The organism is Streptomyces macrolidinus (assembly GCF_023887685.1).
Classification (GTDB): domain Bacteria; phylum Actinomycetota; class Actinomycetes; order Streptomycetales; family Streptomycetaceae; genus Streptomyces; species Streptomyces macrolidinus.
The window spans coordinates 12,942-30,424 of the sequence record NZ_JAMWMR010000011.1 but is presented as its reverse complement, the minus strand read 5'-3'; the positions used below and the strand labels follow the sequence as shown (position 1 = coordinate 30,424).

General features: G+C 67.6%; 16 protein-coding genes. 9 read left to right on the top strand and 7 right to left on the bottom strand.

Going from position 1 to position 17,483, the window contains the following annotated elements:
* Positions 1-30 precede the first annotated feature (30 nt).
* Positions 31-711, bottom strand: a complete 681-nt coding sequence (locus NGF19_RS14800; protein WP_252425348.1) for a PadR family transcriptional regulator — start codon at positions 709-711, stop codon at positions 31-33.
* Between the two features lie 374 nt (positions 712-1,085).
* Here NGF19_RS14800 and NGF19_RS14795 point away from each other — a divergent pair, with 374 nt between their 5' ends.
* Both NGF19_RS14795 and NGF19_RS14790 read left to right on the top strand, forming a co-directional pair.
* Positions 1,086-3,779 carry a transglycosylase domain-containing protein gene (locus NGF19_RS14795; protein ID WP_252425347.1) on the top strand — a complete coding sequence of 898 codons (2,694 nt, stop codon included), beginning with the start codon at positions 1,086-1,088 and terminating at the stop codon, positions 3,777-3,779.
* A 129-nt stretch (positions 3,780-3,908) separates the two neighbouring features.
* On the top strand, positions 3,909-5,414 hold the full coding sequence (locus NGF19_RS14790; protein WP_252425346.1) for a glycosyltransferase family 87 protein: 1,506 nt from the start codon (positions 3,909-3,911) through the stop codon (positions 5,412-5,414).
* Positions 5,415-5,505: 91 nt separating this feature from the next.
* Here the strand turns inward: NGF19_RS14790 and NGF19_RS14785 are convergent, their stop codons facing one another.
* The 3 genes from NGF19_RS14785 to NGF19_RS14775 form a co-directional block, all read right to left on the bottom strand.
* Positions 5,506-6,537, bottom strand: a complete 1,032-nt coding sequence (locus NGF19_RS14785; protein ID WP_252425345.1) for an alanine racemase — start codon at positions 6,535-6,537, stop codon at positions 5,506-5,508.
* Between the two features lie 127 nt (positions 6,538-6,664).
* On the bottom strand, positions 6,665-7,783 hold the full coding sequence (gene femX, locus NGF19_RS14780; RefSeq protein ID WP_252425344.1) for a peptidoglycan bridge formation glycyltransferase FemX: 1,119 nt from the start codon (positions 7,781-7,783) through the stop codon (positions 6,665-6,667).
* Positions 7,784-7,944: 161 nt separating this feature from the next.
* Entirely contained in the window at positions 7,945-8,262 is a 318-nt protein-coding gene (locus tag NGF19_RS14775) for a hypothetical protein (RefSeq protein ID WP_252425343.1), read from the bottom strand.
* 263 nt (positions 8,263-8,525) lie between these two features.
* On the opposite strand from NGF19_RS14775, the gene rpsF reads away from it, so the two are divergent.
* The 4 genes from rpsF (at position 8,526) to rplI (ending at position 10,256) form a co-directional block, all read left to right on the top strand.
* Positions 8,526-8,816 carry a 30S ribosomal protein S6 gene (gene rpsF / locus NGF19_RS14770; protein ID WP_004985983.1) on the top strand — a complete coding sequence of 97 codons (291 nt, stop codon included), beginning with the start codon at positions 8,526-8,528 and terminating at the stop codon, positions 8,814-8,816.
* A gap of 75 nt (positions 8,817-8,891) precedes the next feature.
* Complete coding sequence (locus NGF19_RS14765) at positions 8,892-9,473, top strand: single-stranded DNA-binding protein (protein WP_252425342.1); 582 nt, start codon at positions 8,892-8,894, stop codon at positions 9,471-9,473.
* Between the two features lie 81 nt (positions 9,474-9,554).
* The gene (gene rpsR, locus NGF19_RS14760; RefSeq protein ID WP_003949403.1) at positions 9,555-9,791 is read left to right on the top strand and encodes a 30S ribosomal protein S18; all 237 of its coding nucleotides are present in this window, start codon (positions 9,555-9,557) and stop codon (positions 9,789-9,791) included.
* An 18-nt stretch (positions 9,792-9,809) separates the two neighbouring features.
* The gene (gene rplI, locus NGF19_RS14755; RefSeq protein ID WP_252425341.1) at positions 9,810-10,256 is read left to right on the top strand and encodes a 50S ribosomal protein L9; all 447 of its coding nucleotides are present in this window, start codon (positions 9,810-9,812) and stop codon (positions 10,254-10,256) included.
* 152 nt (positions 10,257-10,408) lie between these two features.
* Here the strand turns inward: rplI and NGF19_RS14750 are convergent, their stop codons facing one another.
* Entirely contained in the window at positions 10,409-11,746 is a 1,338-nt protein-coding gene (locus tag NGF19_RS14750) for an MATE family efflux transporter (protein WP_252425340.1), read from the bottom strand.
* A gap of 458 nt (positions 11,747-12,204) precedes the next feature.
* Between NGF19_RS14750 and dnaB the strand changes: the two genes are divergently transcribed.
* Together dnaB and NGF19_RS14740 are read left to right on the top strand one after the other, a co-directional pair.
* On the top strand, positions 12,205-13,680 hold the full coding sequence (gene dnaB, locus NGF19_RS14745; protein ID WP_252425339.1) for a replicative DNA helicase: 1,476 nt from the start codon (positions 12,205-12,207) through the stop codon (positions 13,678-13,680).
* 80 nt (positions 13,681-13,760) lie between these two features.
* The gene (locus NGF19_RS14740; RefSeq protein WP_252425338.1) at positions 13,761-15,146 is read left to right on the top strand and encodes a serine hydrolase domain-containing protein; all 1,386 of its coding nucleotides are present in this window, start codon (positions 13,761-13,763) and stop codon (positions 15,144-15,146) included.
* A 61-nt stretch (positions 15,147-15,207) separates the two neighbouring features.
* Here NGF19_RS14740 and NGF19_RS14735 read toward each other — a convergent pair whose 3' ends face one another.
* Together NGF19_RS14735 and NGF19_RS14730 are read right to left on the bottom strand one after the other, a co-directional pair.
* A complete protein-coding gene (locus NGF19_RS14735) occupies positions 15,208-15,660 on the bottom strand; it encodes a GNAT family N-acetyltransferase (protein WP_252425337.1) in 453 nt (150 codons plus the stop codon).
* Between the two features lie 35 nt (positions 15,661-15,695).
* Positions 15,696-16,562: a GNAT family N-acetyltransferase gene (locus tag NGF19_RS14730; protein WP_252425336.1), complete on the bottom strand. Its 867-nt coding sequence runs from the start codon at positions 16,560-16,562 to the stop codon at positions 15,696-15,698.
* A 229-nt stretch (positions 16,563-16,791) separates the two neighbouring features.
* On the opposite strand from NGF19_RS14730, the gene NGF19_RS14725 reads away from it, so the two are divergent.
* Positions 16,792-17,415, top strand: coding sequence for an HAD family hydrolase (locus NGF19_RS14725; protein ID WP_252425335.1), 624 nt, complete (start codon positions 16,792-16,794; stop codon positions 17,413-17,415).
* Positions 17,416-17,483 lie beyond the last annotated feature (68 nt).

The window sequence follows — 17,483 nt, the reverse complement described above, 5'->3', positions numbered from 1 at the left end:
GTGTGTGCGAGGTGAAGCCCCGACTGGACCTCACGCGGTGGTGTCGTCGGACGGATCCGGCCGGGTGCTGTCCCGGTGCCGGGGCAGGCCGCCCGTCTCTCCAGATGTGCTGTTCCGAGTGGAGCCGTCGCCGGCGGAACCCCTGAGGTCCCGTCCGGCCCGCTCGCTCTCGATGAGCTCGTTCAGCCAGCGCACTTCGCGCTCCACGGACTCCATCCCGTGGCGCTGGAGCTCGAGGGTGTAGTCGTCCAGGCGTTCCCGGGTGCGTGCCAAGGAGACACGCATCTTCTCCAGGCGCTCCTCCAGCCGGCTGCGGCGGCCCTCCAGCACGCGCATGCGTACATCGCGGGACGTCTGGCCGAAGAAGGCGAAGCGAGCGGCGAAGTGCTCGTCCTCGTACGCGTCGGGACCTGTCTGTGAGAGCAGTTCCTCGAAGCGTTCCTTACCTTCGGCCGTCAACCGGTAGACGATTTTGGCGCGGCGCCCCGCGCGGGTAGCGGCGAGGACCTCCTCGGAGGTACTGCCCGATCCCTCGGTCAACCAGCCGTTGGCGACCAGCGTCTTGAGGCACGGGTAGAGCGTCCCGTAGCTGAACGCGCGGAAGACACCCAGTGATGTGTTGAGTCGTTTGCGCAGCTCGTAGCCGTGCATCGGGGACTCGCGGAGCAGGCCGAGGACGGCGAACTCGAGGATCCCGGAACGCCGGCTCATGAGCGCCTCCTTCCTGCGACTGTCTCGTCCACACGGTCATTATGCCGAGCTGATGTATCGACTCGATACATCAAGACGATAGAACGCGCCCCCTGCGGCGACAAGAGGGTCCATGGTGAACGGGGTCACATCGCTGATTCCTAGGAAGCAAGTTGCCCTTTTTAAGACGAAGTTCGGGACTAGGCAGGCTTTGACGGTGCGTAGTCTGTGCGCCATGCACACCACCGGGAACCGAGTGGCGCCTGGGGACGTCCTCGTCCCTGGTGCAGTACGGGTGAGAGCTGACGCGACGCCATCCGTACGTCGGGGGGACCGGAAACCAGCCGCCGTTTCCAGGCGCGCGAGGATGCGCCTGCCCGAGGAGTAGTCGTTCGATGAGCGAGCACCGTCGCAAACCGCCGCAGCCGCAGGGAGGCGGACGTGCCGCGGCCCGACGCGGTCAATCGGCGTCCTCCGGCCGCCGTGCGGCACCGCGAGGCGCCACTGGATCACCTTCCGGTTCCCATGGAGGGGGAGGTGAGGACCGCCCGTACACAGGCCGTGCCGAGGCCCGGCGGGCTGCACAGAGGAATGGAGGCGGCCGTCGCAGAGCGGCCGAGGGCGCGGGACGTGGTCGCGGGCAGGGCAGAGGGCGGGGTGCCCCTCCCGGCAAGAAGCGCTTCATCGACTACCCGCGTGCAGGCAAGGACGGAGCCGGACGCTGGCTTCCTTCCTGGAAGCTGGTGACAGGGCTGTTCGTCGGCTTCATAGGAAGCCTCGTGGCCGTCGCGGGCATCGGGTACGCCATGGTGAGCGTCCCGGACATCAACAAGACGGCGACCGCGCAGAACAACGTCTTCTACTGGTCCGACGGCAGCCAGATGGTCTCCACCGGTGGTGAGATCAACCGGCAGAACGTCAACATCTCCCAGATCCCCAAGGCGATGCGATACGCAGTCATCTCGCAGGAGAACAAGACCTTCGAGACCGACAGCGGCATCGACCCCAAGGGCATCGCGCGTGCCTTCTTCAACATGGCCAAGGGCGGTCAGACGCAGGGTGGATCCACGATCACCCAGCAGTACGTCAAGAACGCGATGCTGAACGACCAGTCGCAGACGATCTCGCGGAAGTTCAAGGAGATCTTCGTCGCGATCAAGGTGGGCGCCAAGGTCCCCAAGGACAAGATCATGGCCGGCTATCTGAACTCCGCGTACTACGGCCGTGGTGCCTACGGCATTCAGGCAGCCGCGCACGCGTACTTCGGCAAGGAAGCCGACGAACTCAACGAAGGCGAGTGCGCCTTCCTGGCGGCGATGCTCAAGGGCGCCGTGTACTTCGACCCGGCGGGTGCGACCTCCGTCGACCCCGCCGCCACAGCGGAGGACAACCAGCGGCGGGCCCTGCGGCAGATGCAGGACACCCTCGACAAGATGGTCGAGTACGGTCATCTGGACGCCCAGACGCGGCAGAAGTACACCACCCTGCCCAAGACCGAGAACCCGCGGTCGAACGGCCGGCTGAGTGGCCAGGTCGGCTATCTCGTCGACCTGGCCAAGGCGTACCTGATCCGCAACACGAAGATCACCGACGTGGATCTGCAACGGGGCGGTTACTCGATCTACACGACCTTCGACAAGAAGAAGGTCAACGCGCTCGAAGCCGCGGTCAAGAAGGTCCAGAAGGCCAACATCAAGCCCAAGGAGCGCCCGGAGACCGATACCCACGTCCAGTTCGGCGCGGCCTCGGTCGACACGCAGACAGGCGCCATCAAGGCCATCTACGGCGGCGAGGACGCCACCAAGCACTTCACCAACAACGCCGACCAGACCAACGTCCAGGTGGGATCGACGTTCAAGCCGTTCGTGCTGGCGGCGGCGATGAAGTGGGGCGTCCGCAACCCCGACCTCGGGGCGGAGCAGACGTTGGACCAGCGCACGATCGTCTCTCCCAAGAGCCTGTTCAGCGGTCAGAACAAGTTCAAGGTCAAGGAGTACAACGGGGCGATCTGGAGGAACGAGAAGGGCGAGGAGTGGTCGCAGACCAATGACGGTAATGAGTCGTACGGCACTCCGCCGGACTATCAGATCGACATCCGCGAGGCGATGAGGCAGTCCGTGAACTCCGCCTTCGTCCAGTTGGCCATGGATGTCGGTCTGGACAAGGTCAAGGAGGCGGCGCTCGAGGCAGGTCTGAAGGAGGGGCAGCTCACCGGTACCAACTACCCCTCGTTCGCGATCGGTACCTCCGACCCCAGCGCGATCCGCATGGCCGGCGCGTACGCCACCTTCGCGACGAGCGGCAAGCAGAACGAGCCGTACTCCGTCGAGAAGGTCACCAGCAAGGACGGGACGGTCTTCACCCACGAGGCCAAGCCCAAGCAGGCCTTCACCTCGCTGGTCGCCGACAACGTCACGGACGTCCTGAAGACCGTGGTGGAGAAGGGTACGGGTACCAAGGCCCGGCTGCCCGGCCGCGAGGTGGCGGGCAAGACCGGTACCACCGACGGGAACAAGTCCGCCTGGTTCGTCGGTTACACCCCGCAGCTTTCCACCGCGGTCAGCATGTTCCGGATGGACGACAAGGCGAAGGCCGATTCGCGCAAGTTCCTGAAGATGTTCGGAACGGGTGGCCAGGCGAAGATCCACGGTGCCTCGTTCCCGTCCGAGATCTGGCACGACTACATGGCCGAGGCGATGCGGAACATGCCGGTGAAGGCGTTCCCGACGCCGCAGCCCATCGGTGAGGTCGTCAACGCCCGGCCCAGCCCGACGCCGACTCCCACGCCCACCCCGACCGAGGAGACGAGCCCGACACCGACTCCGACGGAGAGTGAGTCGCCCACGACCTCCCCGTCGCCGACTGATTCCTGCGGCTACTTGGACTGGAAGTGTGGCAACGACAACGGCGGAGCGGGTGGACCGGGCGGCAACGGCGGACCGGGCGGCAACGGCAACGGCGGCCCTGGTGGAGGCCCTGGCGGACAGGGTGGAACAGGCGGAGAGACCGACCCCGTGCCTACCGATACGGCCGACCCGGGAAATTCCCGAGGTAAGCCTGGAGGGTTCTTCGCAGGCTCGAACGGATAGCCGTCATTGAACGTGTTTCACGTGAAACAGGGCGTTTCACGTGAAACGCCGATCGTCGAGGGGCCGTCGTACCGACCGGGTACGGCGGCCCTCGGCGTTCCCCCGGGCGGATGCGGCAGGATGACTCTCATGCCCAGTGCAGAGACGACACGAGCGAGCGTGCCCGAGCCGGATCACGTGCGGCCGACCAGGGAGGACGAGGTTGCCGCAGCCGGTAGTGAGCTGATCGGCGGTCCCGTCGGGCGGCGCGCACTGCTCGGGACCTCCTGGTGGACTCCCGTGCGGATCGTGGCGCTCGTCGCGATCGGCATGTTCGCCCTGGGGATGGTCCAGAAGCTGCCCTGCTACGACAGCGGCTGGTTCTTCGGCGCCGGTGCGCAGTACACACACGCGTGCTACTCGGACATCCCGCACCTCTACCAGGGGCGCGGTTTCGCCGACGGGCTCGTGCCTTACTTCGACAAGCTCCCCGGCGACATGGACTACCTCGAGTATCCGGTGCTCACCGGCGTGTTCATGGAGGTCGCCTCCTGGCCGGTCCTGGGCGGCGGCGCCCTTCAGGACCGCGAGCAGATGTACTGGATGGTCAATGCCGGGATGCTCATGGTGTGCGCCGCGGTCATGGCGGTGTGCACCGCGCGTACGCACCGTCGGCGCCCCTGGGACGGCCTCCTGGTCGCCCTCGCCCCCGCCTTCGCGCTGACGGCCACCATCAACTGGGACCTGCTCGCCGTGGCCCTGCTGGCCGCCGCGATGCTGATGTGGTCGCGCGGCCGGGCTCTCGCCTTCGGCATCCTGGTCGGGCTCGCCACGGCCGCCAAGTTCTATCCGTTCCTGGTCCTCGGACCGCTCCTCGTCCTGTGCTGGCGGGCGGGCAAATGGCGGGAGTACGGGGTGGCCCTGCTGGGTGCCGTGGGCGCGTGGCTCGTCGTCAACCTGCCGGTGATGTTCCTCGCTCCCGAGGGCTGGGCGAAGTTCTACAGCTTCAGCAGGGAGCGCGGCGTCGACTTCGGCTCGGTCTTCCTGTTCATCTCGCGCTGGTTCGACATCGAGATCACGGCGGACGCGGCCAACGCCTCCGCGATGATCATGATGGTGGCTGCCTGCGTCGCCATCGCCGGACTCACCCTGACCGCGCCGCGGCGCCCGCGCTTCGCACAACTGGCGTTTCTGATCGTCGCGGTGTTCATCCTCACCAACAAGGTCTACTCACCGCAGTACGTCCTGTGGCTCGTTCCGCTGGCCGCGCTCGCCCGGCCCCGCTGGCGGGACTTCCTGATCTGGCAGGCCTGCGAGGTGGCGTACTTCCTGGGGATCTGGATGTACCTCGCGTACACGACCAGCGGAGAGGCCCACAAGGGCCTGCCGACGGACGGATACCAGGTGGCCATCGCCGTTCATCTGCTGGGCACGCTCTACCTCTGCGCCGTCGTCGTACGCGACATCCTCCTGCCGGAACGGGACATGGTGCGCCGGGCCGGTGACGACGACCCGTCCGGCGGGGTGCTCGACGGGGCCCCGGACGCCTTCGTACTGGGCTTCGCCGACCAGCGGCGGCACACGTCCCGCGGCGACGGGCCGCAGGTGGACTGGGGCAGCCGGGGCGCGGAGCCCGCGGAGAGCCGTTCGCTCTGAGCGAACGACATCGAGGGGCATCGGACGAAAGGCCGTACACAGGGGCTGTGTACGGCCTTCGTGTGTCTTCGCGGGTGTCTCCGCGCCGGGCTCAGCAGTCCACGAGCCGGTCGAACTGTGTGGTGGTGTGGCGCAGATGGGCCACCAGTTCGTCGCCCACCTGCGGCTCGGTGGCGTCCGCCGGGACGAAGAGGATCGAGACCTGCATGTGCGGGGGCTCGGCGAACCAGCGCTGTTTGCCCGCCCAGACGAACGGCGAGAGGTTCCGGTTCACCGTCGCGAGGCCGGCCCGCGCGACGCCCTTGGCACGCGGCATCACGCCGTGGAGAGCCTTGGGAGCCTCCAGACCCACGCCGTGCGACGTTCCGCCCGCGACGACGACCAGGAACCCGTCGGAAGCCGCCTTCTGCTGCCGGTAGCCGAAGCGGTCGCCCTTGGCGACGCGCGTGACGTCCAGGACGGCCCCGCGGTACTCGGTGGCCTCGTGGTCGCCCAGCCACAGCCGGGTGCCGATGCGCGCGCGGAAGCGGGTCTGCGGGAACTGCTGCTGAAGCCGGGCCAGTTCGTCGGCCTTGAGATGGCTGACGAACATCGTGTGCAGCGGCAGCCGGTTCGCGCGCAACCGGTCCATCCAGCCGATGACCTCCTCGACGGCGTCGGAGCCGTCGGTGCGGTCCAGCGGCAGGTGGATGGCGAAGCCTTCGAGGCGGACGTTCTCTATGGCGGCGTGCAGGTGCGGCAGGTCCTGCTCGCTGACACCGTGCCGCTTCATCGAGGACATCACCTCGATGACCACACGGGCGCCCACGAGGCCGTAGACGCCGTCGATGGACGACACCGAGCGGATGACGCGGTCGGGCAGCGGCACGGGCTCCTCGCCCCGGCGGAACGGCGTCAGCACCAGCAGGTCGCCGCTGAACCAGTCCTTGATGCGGGCTGCCTCGTACGTCGTGCCCACGGCGAGGATGTCCGTGCCCAGACGCGTGGCCTCCTCCGCCAGCCGCTCATGGCCGAAGCCGTAGCCGTTGCCCTTGCAGACCGGGACGAGTCCCGGGAACTGCTCCTGCACGTGCTTGTGGTGTGCCCGCCAGCGCGCGGTGTCGACGTAGAGCGTGAGCGCCATGGCCGGTCCCGGAACCTTTCTCGTGGCTGCCGTGTATCAGAGGTCTGAGAGGGAATTGTGACGGATCCGCCGGACCGACGGGTGGCGCCGGGCTGTCGGAACGGCCTGGCACGGTGATCCGGTCGGGTCAGCGGCGGGACATGTAGATGTCGAGCGCCTTGTGGAGCAGCTTGTTGAGCGGGAAGTCCCACTCGCCGAGGTACTCGGCGGCCTGACCGCCCGTACCCACCTTGAACTGGATCAGGCCGAAGAGGTGGTCGTTCTCGTCCAGCGAGTCGGAGATGCCGCGCAGGTCGTAGACGGTGGCGCCGAGCGCGTAGGCGTCGCGCAGCATCCGCCACTGCATGGCGTTCGAAGGCCGCACCTCACGGCCGATGTTGTCGGACGCGCCGTAGGAGTACCAGACGTGTCCGCCGACGACCAGCATGGTCGCCGCCGACAGGTTCACCCCGTTGTGCCGGGCGAAGTAGAGGCGCATGCGGTTGGGGTCCTCGGTGTTGAGGGCCGTCCACATGCGCTGGAAGTACGACAGCGGGCGGGGGCGGAACTGGTCGCGCACCGCCGTGATCTCGTACAGCCGCTGCCATTCCTCGAGGTCGTGGTAGCCGCCCTGGACCACCTCGACACCGGCCTTCTCGGCCTTCTTGATGTTGCGGCGCCACAACTGGTTGAAGTTCTTGTGGACTTCTTCCAGGGAGCGGTTGGCGAGCGGAACCTGGTAGACGTAGCGCGGCTGGACGTCGCCGAATCCGGCGCCGCCGTCCTCGCCCTGCTGCCAGCCCATGCGGCGCAGCTTGTCGGCCACCTCGAAGGCGCGCGGCTCGATGAAGTCCGCCTCGATGTCCCGCAGACGCTTCACGTCCGGGTTCTGGATGCCCTGCTTGATGGAGGGGGCCTCCCAGCGCCGGATGATCACCGGCGGTCCCATCTTCACGGAGAAGGCACCCTGCTGCTTGAGGTGCGTGAGCATCGGCTGGAGCCAGTCGTCGAGGTTCGGCGCGAACCAGTTGATGACCGGGCCCTCGGGGAGGTATGCGAGATAGCGCTTGATCTTGGGCAACTGGCGGTAGAGCACCAGTCCGACGCCGACCAGGGCGCCGTTCTTGTCGAACCAGCCGAGGCTCTCGGAGCGCCACTCCGCCTTGACGTCTGCCCAGGCCGGAACCTGCATGTGGCTCGCCGCCGGCAGGCTCTGGATGTATGCCAGATGCTGCTCGCGGCTGATCGTCCTCAGGGTCAGGCTCATTCGGGGCGCTCCTCGGGCTGGTGTGTCCCCATGGGTTCAGGGGCTCCGGCTCTCGCGCCGAAGCCTACTGCGCCCTGCGAGCGCCCCGTCTGGCCGTATGGGACCTGTGGGCCCGTCAGGTCGTTCAACAGACCCTGCGGGCCCGCCCGGTCGACGTCGTGTCAGCCGCCGATGAGCCCTCCGAAGAGGCCGCCGTGGGCCATGCCGAGGAAGAAGCCGATGGCGGAGGCCCCCAGCCCCAGGATCAGGCCGAAGCGCTCACGGGTCGTGACGGAGACGAGCTGCCCGTACGCGCCGGTGAAGATCCCCACCAGGCCGGCCCAGGAGCTGATCAGATGCAGGTGGTGGAACATCGCCGTGACGAAGGCCGTGATCCCCAGCACCAGAGTCACCACGAGCAGCGTGGTCTGGAGGGGGTGGGCCTTGCCGTCCGTGGCGAAGAGGGAGCCGGTGGTGTTGGGTCGCAATACCTGTGCCATGGGGCACCTCCTGCGGAAGGCGGCGCATCGTAGCGCCGTACACACCCGATGTGTACAGATTGACGGGCCTCACGGGCGGATTTCAACCGGAAGCTCGTGTGCGGGTACTCTGTACCGTCTGCACCGGTGTCTGCCCAGGCCGAGCCGGGGAAACCGCCGACTGGCCTCGATTGTCAGTGGCGGCCGATACCGTTGCGAACGCATCACGACCCTCCTGCCACGGAACGACCGTGGCCGCTGAGTCCAAAGGAGGTGGGTTCCACATGCGTCACTACGAGGTGATGGTCATCCTCGACCCCGATCTCGAGGAGCGCGCTGTCTCCCCGCTGATCGAGAACTTCCTCTCTGTCGTCCGTGACGGCGGCGGAAAGGTCGAGAAGGTCGACACCTGGGGCCGTCGTCGTCTCTCGTACGAGATCAAGAAGAAGCCCGAGGGCATCTACTCGGTCATCGACCTGCAGGCCGAGCCTGCGGTCGTCAAGGAGCTCGACCGCCAGATGAACCTGAACGAGTCGGTCCTCCGGACCAAGGTCCTCCGCCCCGAGACCCACTGAGCTTCCGCTCAGCGGATCCCGGGATCCGAGTAGCAGCACAAGCAGCCAGCAGCAAACCCGCCGAGAGGTTCCCCCATGGCAGGCGAGACCGTCATCACGGTCGTCGGCAACCTTGTCGATGACCCCGAGCTGCGCTTCACCCCGTCCGGTGCGGCGGTCGCGAAGTTCCGCGTCGCGTCCACTCCCCGCACCTTCGACCGTCAGACGAACGAGTGGAAGGACGGCGAGAGCCTGTTCCTGACCTGCTCGGTCTGGCGTCAGGCGGCGGAGAACGTCGCCGAGTCGCTCCAGCGAGGCATGCGCGTCATCGTGCAGGGCCGGCTGAAGCAGCGGTCCTACGAGGACCGGGAGGGCATCAAGCGCACGGTCTTCGAGCTCGATGTCGACGAGGTCGGCGCGAGCCTGCGCAACGCCACGGCCAAGGTCACCAAGACCTCCGGCCGCGGTAGCCAGGGCGGTTACGGCGGCGGTGGCGGCCAGCAGGGCGGCGGCTGGGGCGGTGGCCCCGGCGGCGGTCAGCAGGGCGGCGGTGCTCCGGCCGACGACCCGTGGGCGACCGGCACTCCGGCCGGTGGCCAGGGTGGCGGCCAGCAGGGCGGCGGCTGGGGCGGCGGCTCCGGCAGCGGCGGCGGCTACTCGGACGAGCCCCCCTTCTAGGCCTTCGGGCCGGGCCTCGGGCCCGGACCGGGTCAAGGGCGGGGCGTATCCCACACTTCTTGATCACACAGGAGAATCACCATGGCGAAGCCGCCTGTGCGCAAGCCGAAGAAGAAGGTCTGCGCATTCTGCAAGGACAAGGTCACGTACGTGGACTACAAGGACACGAACATGCTGCGGAAGTTCATTTCCGACCGCGGCAAGATCCGTGCCCGCCGCGTGACCGGCAACTGCACGCAGCACCAGCGTGACGTCGCCACGGCCGTGAAGAACAGCCGTGAGATGGCGCTGCTGCCCTACACGTCCACCGCGCGCTAAGGGAAGGGTGACGACATCATGAAGATCATCCTCACCCACGAGGTCTCTGGCCTCGGTGCCGCCGGCGACGTCGTCGACGTCAAGGACGGTTACGCTCGCAACTACCTGATCCCGCGGAAGTTCGCGATCCGCTGGACCAAGGGTGGCGAGAAGGACGTCGCGCAGATCCGTCGTGCGCGCAAGATCCACGAGATCCAGACCATCGAGCAGGCCAACCAGATCAAGGCCCAGCTCGAGGGTGTGAAGGTCCGTCTGGCCGTCCGCTCCGGCGACTCCGGCCGTCTCTTCGGTTCCGTCACCCCGGCCGACATCGCTTCGGCGATCAAGGCCTCCGGTGGCCCCGAGGTCGACAAGCGCCGCATCGAGCTGGGCGCGCCGATCAAGACGCTGGGCTCTCACGAGACGTCCGTGCGTCTGCACCCCGAGGTGGCCGCCAAGGTCAGCCTCGAGGTCATCGCGGCCTGATCGCCGCAACTCGGCTTGAAGAGCTGAGAGAAGGGCCGTACCCCTGGGGTACGGCCCTTCTTCGTGGCTGTTCAGGCTTCGCAGGCGGCCTGTGCAACCGTGGTGTTTCACGTGAAACACCACGAATCGGCCGTCGGGGTCGGTGGTTCCGGTCAGCGCGTCGCACCCGTCACGAGCCAGCGGCCCGAGCGGGTACGCCACCACAGGGTGAGCATCCGTACGGTCATCATCAGCGTCATCGCCGCCCACACGGCGGTCAGCCCGCCGCCGAGGACCGGAACGAGCAGCGCTGCGGGGGTGAAGACCGCCAGAGTCAGCAGCATCGCCCAGGCCAGATACGGCCCGTCCCCGGCTCCCATCAAGACCCCGTCGAGTACGAAGACGATGCCGCAGATGGGCTGGCCGAGGGCCACGAGTATCAAGGCGGGCAGGGCGACATGGTGGACGGAGGCGTCGCTGGTGAACAGGGGCAGGTACAGCGGGCGGCTGACGAGGACCAGCAGCCCGAGCACGAGCCCGGAGACGAAGCCCCACTGCACCATGCGGAGGCAGGCGGCCCGAGCGCCCCGAGGGTCGTCCGCACCGAGATAGCGCCCGATGATGGCCTGCCCGGCGATGGCGATCGCGTCCAGGGCGAAGGCGAGCAGGTTCCACAGCGACAGGACGATCTGGTGTGCGGCGATGTCGGCGTCTCCGAGCCGGGCGGCGACAGCGGTGGCGATCACCAGGATCGCCCGCAGCGAGAGCGTGCGGACCAGCAGGGGCGCTCCGGCCTGCGCGCAGGCCCGTATACCGGCCGCGTCCGGCCGCAGCGAGGCACCATGGCGGCGGGCGCCGCGTACGACGACGTACAGGTACACGGCGGCCATGCCGCACTGGGCGATGACGGTGCCCCAGGCGGAACCGGCGATGCCCAGGTCGGCGCCGTAGACAAGGGCCGCGTTGAGGGCAGCGTTCGCGACGAAGCCCGCGACGGCGACGTACAGGGGGGTCTTCGTGTCCTGCAGACCGCGCAGGACACCGGTCGCGGCGAGTACGACGAGCATCGCCGGGATGCCGAGTGCCGAGATCCGCAGGTACGTTGTCGCGGACGAGGCCGCGTCCGGCGAGGCACCGAAGAGGTCGACGATCGTGGGAGCCGTGGGCAGGACGAAGACGACGACGGCCGCTCCGAGGAGCAGCGCCAGCCAGATACCGTCCATCCCCTGGCCGATGGCGGCCCGCAGATCGCCTGCTCCGACCCGGCGGGCGACCGCGGCCGTGGTGGCGTACGCGAGGAAGACGAAGACGCTCACGGCGGTGGTCAGGAGCGCCGAGGCGACGGCGAGACCGGCCAGTTGCGTGGTGCCGAGATGGCCGACGATGGCGCTGTCCGCTATCAGGAAGAGCGGCTCCGCGACGAGGGCGCCGAAGGCTGGAACGGCCAGGGCCACGATCTCCCGGTCGTGCCGGCGTCGGATGGCGCGGGGTGTCGCGGGAGCCTGTGTCATGGCCTCCAATCTAACCGTCCACAGGTAAGAGATGCAATGGATGATTGCCCCTTACTCTGCCTTGTGTGGGCCGGAGCACTGTGCACGACTGGCGATGATCTTGATCCTGTCGGGCAAGTTTTTCTTCTGCACAGCCAGTGGACGGGAAAGATGCAGGTCAGAGATGATTCGGGAAAGGGTGTGAGGGCTTGTTCACAGGGCTGTCCACCGTGTCGTGCACAGGTTTTGAGGAGTTGTCCACAGAGTAGGGGCCGTCGTCCACATGCCCTGTGGATAACCAGATTGGCTGACGGTGCCGACAGGCCTAACGTGGTCCGGCGTCCGCTCCGCGCGCGTCCATGGAGAACGCGCAGAATCGACGCGTCCGAAATCGGAGATGCGACTCACTTGTCAGTGTCGTGGCCTGGAAACGAGGTGCACGGCGGAGTCCGCCATGGCGGACGGGAGGAGGCGGCCCGGTGAGCATTTCCGAGCCCTTGGACGATCCGTGGGCCGACAGCAGCCCCAGCGGTCGTGTACCCGCCTCCCGTCGGCGCCGCGACGGTGATCAGGGCCGCGAAGAGCAGCATGACCGCGGCCGGGACAGCGAGGCGTGGAACGAGTCGGGTGCGTCCTTCGAGCGCGTCCCGCCGCAGGACCTGGACGCCGAGCAGTCCGTCCTCGGTGGCATGCTCCTGTCCAAGGACGCGATCGCCGATGTCGTGGAGATCCTCAAGGGCCATGACTTCTACCGGCCCGCGCACGAGACGATCTACCTGGCGATCCTCGACCTGTACGCGAAGGGCGAGCCGGCCGACCCCATCACGGTCGCGGCCGAGCTGACCAAGCGCGGCGAGATCACGAAGGTCGGCGGAGCCCCCTATCTGCACTCGCTCGTGCAGACGGTCCCGACCGCGGCGAACGCCGAGTACTACGCACAGATCGTGCACGAGCGCGCGGTGCTGCGTCGCCTTGTCGAGGCAGGCACGCGCATCACGCAGATGGGATACGCCGCCGACGGCGATGTCGATGAGATCGTCAACAGCGCCCAGGCCGAGATCTTCGCGGTCACCGAACAGCGCACGGCCGAGGACTATCTGCCGCTCAGCGAGATCATGGAGGGGGCCCTCGACGAGATCGAGGCGATCGGCTCGCGCTCGGGAGAGATGACCGGTGTACCGACCGGCTTCACGGATCTCGACCAGCTCACCAACGGTCTGCACCCCGGCCAGATGATCATCATCGCGGCCCGTCCCGCCATGGGTAAGTCGACGCTCGCGCTGGACTTCGCACGGGCGGCCTCCATCAAGCACAACCTGCCGAGCGTGATCTTCTCGCTCGAAATGGGCCGCAACGAGATCGCGATGCGTCTGTTGTCCGCGGAAGCGCGGGTGGCCCTGCACCATATGCGGTCCGGCACGATGACGGACGAGGACTGGACCCGGCTCGCGCGCCGTATGCCGGATGTGTCGGCCGCCCCGCTCTACATCGACGACTCGCCGAACCTGTCGATGATGGAGATCCGCGCCAAGTGCCGCCGCCTCAAACAACGCAACGACCTGAAGCTGGTCGTCATCGACTACCTGCAGCTGATGCAGTCCGGCTCCAAGCGGTCCGAGAGCCGACAGCAGGAAGTCTCCGACATGTCCCGGAACCTGAAGCTGCTGGCCAAGGAGCTGGAACTGCCGGTGGTCGCGCTCTCTCAGCTCAACCGAGGGCCTGAACAGCGCACGGACAAGAAGCCCATGGTGTCCGACCTGCGTGAGTCCGGCTCGATCGAGCAGGACGCCGACATGGTGATCCTGCTGCACCGCGAGGACGCGTACGAGAAGGAGTCACCGCGCGCGGGCGAGGCGGACATCATCGTCGGCAAGCACCGAAACGGTCCGACGGCGACGATCACGGTCGCCTTCCAGGGCCACTACTCCCGTTTCGTGGACATGGCGCAGACCTGATCCCGGAGTGATGCGTCGGTGATGTCCGAAGGCCTGGGAAAACGCTCGACGTGAGGGGCGGGCTCGGGTGGACTGAGGGCATGACGACTTATCAGGATGAGCTGCTTCCCGCGACGCGCCGGGCCCTGCTGCACCGTATCGCCGTGGCGCAGACCGAGGGGCGGGCGCCGTCGCTGGTGGCGGCGGTCGTTCGGGACGGGCGGACGGTGTGGCACGGCTCCCGCACCTCGGTGGACGGCCACGGCCCGGACGAGAACGTGCAGTACCGGATCGGCTCGATCACCAAGACCTTCACCGCGGTCCTCGTCCTGCGGCTGCGCGACGAGGGTCTCCTGGACCTCGGTGACCCGCTGGAGAAGCATCTGCCGGGCACCGGTGCGGGGGAGGCCACCATCGCCGAACTCCTCGCGCATACGGGCGGCTTGGCGGCCGAGTCGCCCGCGCCCTGGTGGGAGCGCACGCCGGGCACGCTGCGCCCTGAACTCTCGGATGTGCTGGGCGAGCAGCCCCTGCGGCACCCGGTCGGCCGCCGCTTCCACTACTCCAACACCGGCTATACGCTCCTGGGCGCGTTGGTCGAGGAGGTGCGCGGGGCTCCCTGGGAGGACGTTCTCCAGCGCGAGGTGCTCCAGCCGCTGGGGTTGCACCGTACGAGCGGTCGGCCGCAGGCACCGCACGCGGGTGGCTGGGCCGTGCACCCCTGGGCGGATGTGATGCTGCCGGAGCCGGTCGAGGATCTGGGCCGGATGGCACCCGCAGGTCAACTGTGGTCGACCACAGGAGACTTGGCGCGCTTCGCCGTCTTCCTCTCCCGGGGTGACGATCGGGTGCTGAGCGCGGAGTCCGTCCAGGAGATGCGCAGGCCCGCCGCGCCGCCCTCGGCCGCGGATGTGGCGGACGGATACGCCTACTGCCTCGGCCTGGAGACCCGGCACCACGACGGTCGCCTCCTCGTCGGTCACACCGGCTCCCTGCCGGGCTTCCTCGCGAGCCTCTTCTTCAGCGTCGAGGACGACATCGCGGCCGTGGTGCTCGCCAACTGCACCTCCGGGCCGCAACTTTCGGCTGTGGCCGCCGATCTCGTCGGCGTCGTGGCCGAGGCGGAACCCCGGATCCCCGAGCCGTGGCGACCGCTGCCCGACGTGGACCGGGCGGTGCTGGAACTGGCGGGGCAGTGGTACTGGGGGACGCAGGGCTACGCGCTGCGCCTGACCGCGGACGGCGGTGTCTCTCTGGAGCCGTTGTCCGGCAAGGGGCGCCGCTCGCGCCTGCGGCCGAGCGGAGACGGCACCTGGACGGGGCTCGACGGCTATTACGCGGGGGAGATTCTGACGGTTGTCCGTCGACCGGACGGCTCCGTGAGCCACCTGGATCTGGGGTCGTTCGTGTTCACCCGCCAGCCGTATGACGAAGCGGCTCCTGTGCCGGGTGGGGTGGATCCGGAAGGCTGGAGGGGGCTTCCGTAGGCCCTCCCGCTATCGAAAGGGGCATGTTTCACGTGAAACATGCCCCTTGGGATGGCTCGTGTCAGAGCGGCAGTTTGAAGCCGACGTGGGACGCCTCGAATCCCAGGCGCTCATAGAAGCGGTGGGCGTCGGTACGGGTGGTGTCGGACGTGAGCTGGACCAACTGGCAGTTCTGGCGCCTGGACTCGTCGACGGCCCATTCGATGAGCCGTGCTCCGAGACCGTTGCCGCGCTCGTCCGCGTGGATCCGCACGCCCTCGATGATCGAACGCGTGGCTCCCTTGCGGGACAGCCCCGGGATGATCGTGAGCTGGAGGGTGCCGACGATCCGTCCTTCACGTACCGCGACCATGAGGTGCTGGTTCGGATCGCTGCTCAGCCTCTCCAGCGCGCTCAGGTACGGCGCCAGGTCGTCCGGAGACTCGCGCTGGGCACCGAGCGGGTCATCGGCAAGCATGGCGACGATCGCGGGAACATCATCCGCGACCGCGCGACGTATCTCAAGATCTCCCATGTGCGCACCCTATAGCGGCAGTTGAGGGACAGGAATCAGCCGGCGGCCACCGTCACGGGGGCGAAACGCCGCGTCCAGTCACCGGGCAGGTCCGGGATGCCGTACGCCATCATCGCGTTCAACATGACGGAGGCGAGCCCACGCTCCTTCAGCCAGGCCAGCAGCTCTTCGTGCCGTACATCGACATCCGTGCGCAGCGGACGGTCGGTGTGGGCGGCTAGGGAGGCGACGAGTGCTTTCGCCGTCTCCGTGTCACGCGCGATGAGCGGACCCACGACATGGGTGTCCATATTGGGCCAGGCGGCGGCGTATCCGGTGATCTCCCCGTTCTCCTCGGCGACTCGTACCTGGTCGGCGAAGGCGGGCAGTCGCGTGAGCACATGCGTGCGATCGACGCCGAAGACCTCTTCATCGAGCCGGACGAGGGTGGCGAGGTCCTCGGCGGTGGCGGCACGAGTGGCAACGGTGGGAGACGGTCCTCCCGCCGTGAAGTGCCCGCACAGCATCTCGGAATGGCCGATGACCTTGAAGCCGAGTTCCTCGTAGAGGGGGCGGCCGTACGGCGTCGCGTACAGCGTGAGGGGAGTGGTGCCCAACTCACTCACCACATGCTGCATCAGTCGCCGGCCGACCCCCTGACGAGCGTGCCGTTCCGCGACGAGCACCATGCCGATGCTCCCCAGCTCCGGTCGGTACTGGGGCCCGTACTCGGTGACGACGCAGGCAGTCACGAGGCCGCCCTCGGGGTCGTCTATGCCGTAGCCCGTTCCGGCGGCGAGGAGCAGTCCCCACTTGTGCTCCTCGCGGGGCCAGCCCCGATCCTCGGACAGGTCGGCGCAGGCGAGGAGATCGCGGTGCGTCAGACGACGGATGGGAAGAGCAGCGAGAGAAGGTGTCGACACGCCGATCAGGCTGTCTGACAGGGGGCACTGGCGTCCACTCGATTGTGGATCGACATACCGGCTTTTGGCCATGCCATGCCGCCATGGAGTGCATGGGCAGGCGTTTCACGTGAAACAACGAGCGGCCCGAGTATGACCGGTCGGCAGTCGGCAGATGAATGGTCGCGGCCGGATACGATCCGGGGGCTCTCTGTACCGATGAGGGGAACAGTCGCTAGCCTCCTCGCTCATGGCGAGACTTCATCTCTTCGATCTCGACGGGACACTGCTGCACGGAAGCACTGCACCAGTGGAGATCTCACGGCAGCTCGGCCTGGAGGCGGAGACCGTGGCACTGGAGCGGGCGCTCTCCGCCGGGCACATCGACCCCCCGGAGTACTCCATACAGGTACACGCCCTGTGGGGGCAGCTCACGGACGACCATGTGGCGGCGGCCTTCGCTGCAGCCCCCTGGCTGTCCCGTATCGAGGATGTGTGGGCGGCGATCCGCCAGAACGGTGACTACTGCGCCGTCATCTCGCTCTCCCCCTCCTTCTTCGTGGAGCGGCTGACGCAGTGGGGCGCGCATGCGGCCTACGGATCGCGCTTTCCCGCACTGCCCTTCACGGAACCCGTGGATCCGGCACGGATCCTCAGCGCCGCCGCCAAGGTGCGGATCGCGGAGCGACTCTGCGGGGAGTTCGGCGTTCGGTCCGCCGACTGCGTCGCCTATGGCGACTCGATGTCGGACAAGGACCTGTTCGATGCCGTGCCGGTTTCCGTCGCGGTCAATGCGGACCATCATCTGGCGGACCGGGCGACCCACTCCTACGCCGGGCGGGATCTGTGGGATGCCTATGAACTGGTGCGATAGGCCGGGCAGATGAGGGCCGACCGGGCGGCGGTGGGTAGCGGAGTCCTGGAGGGAATCTCCGCTTCCGA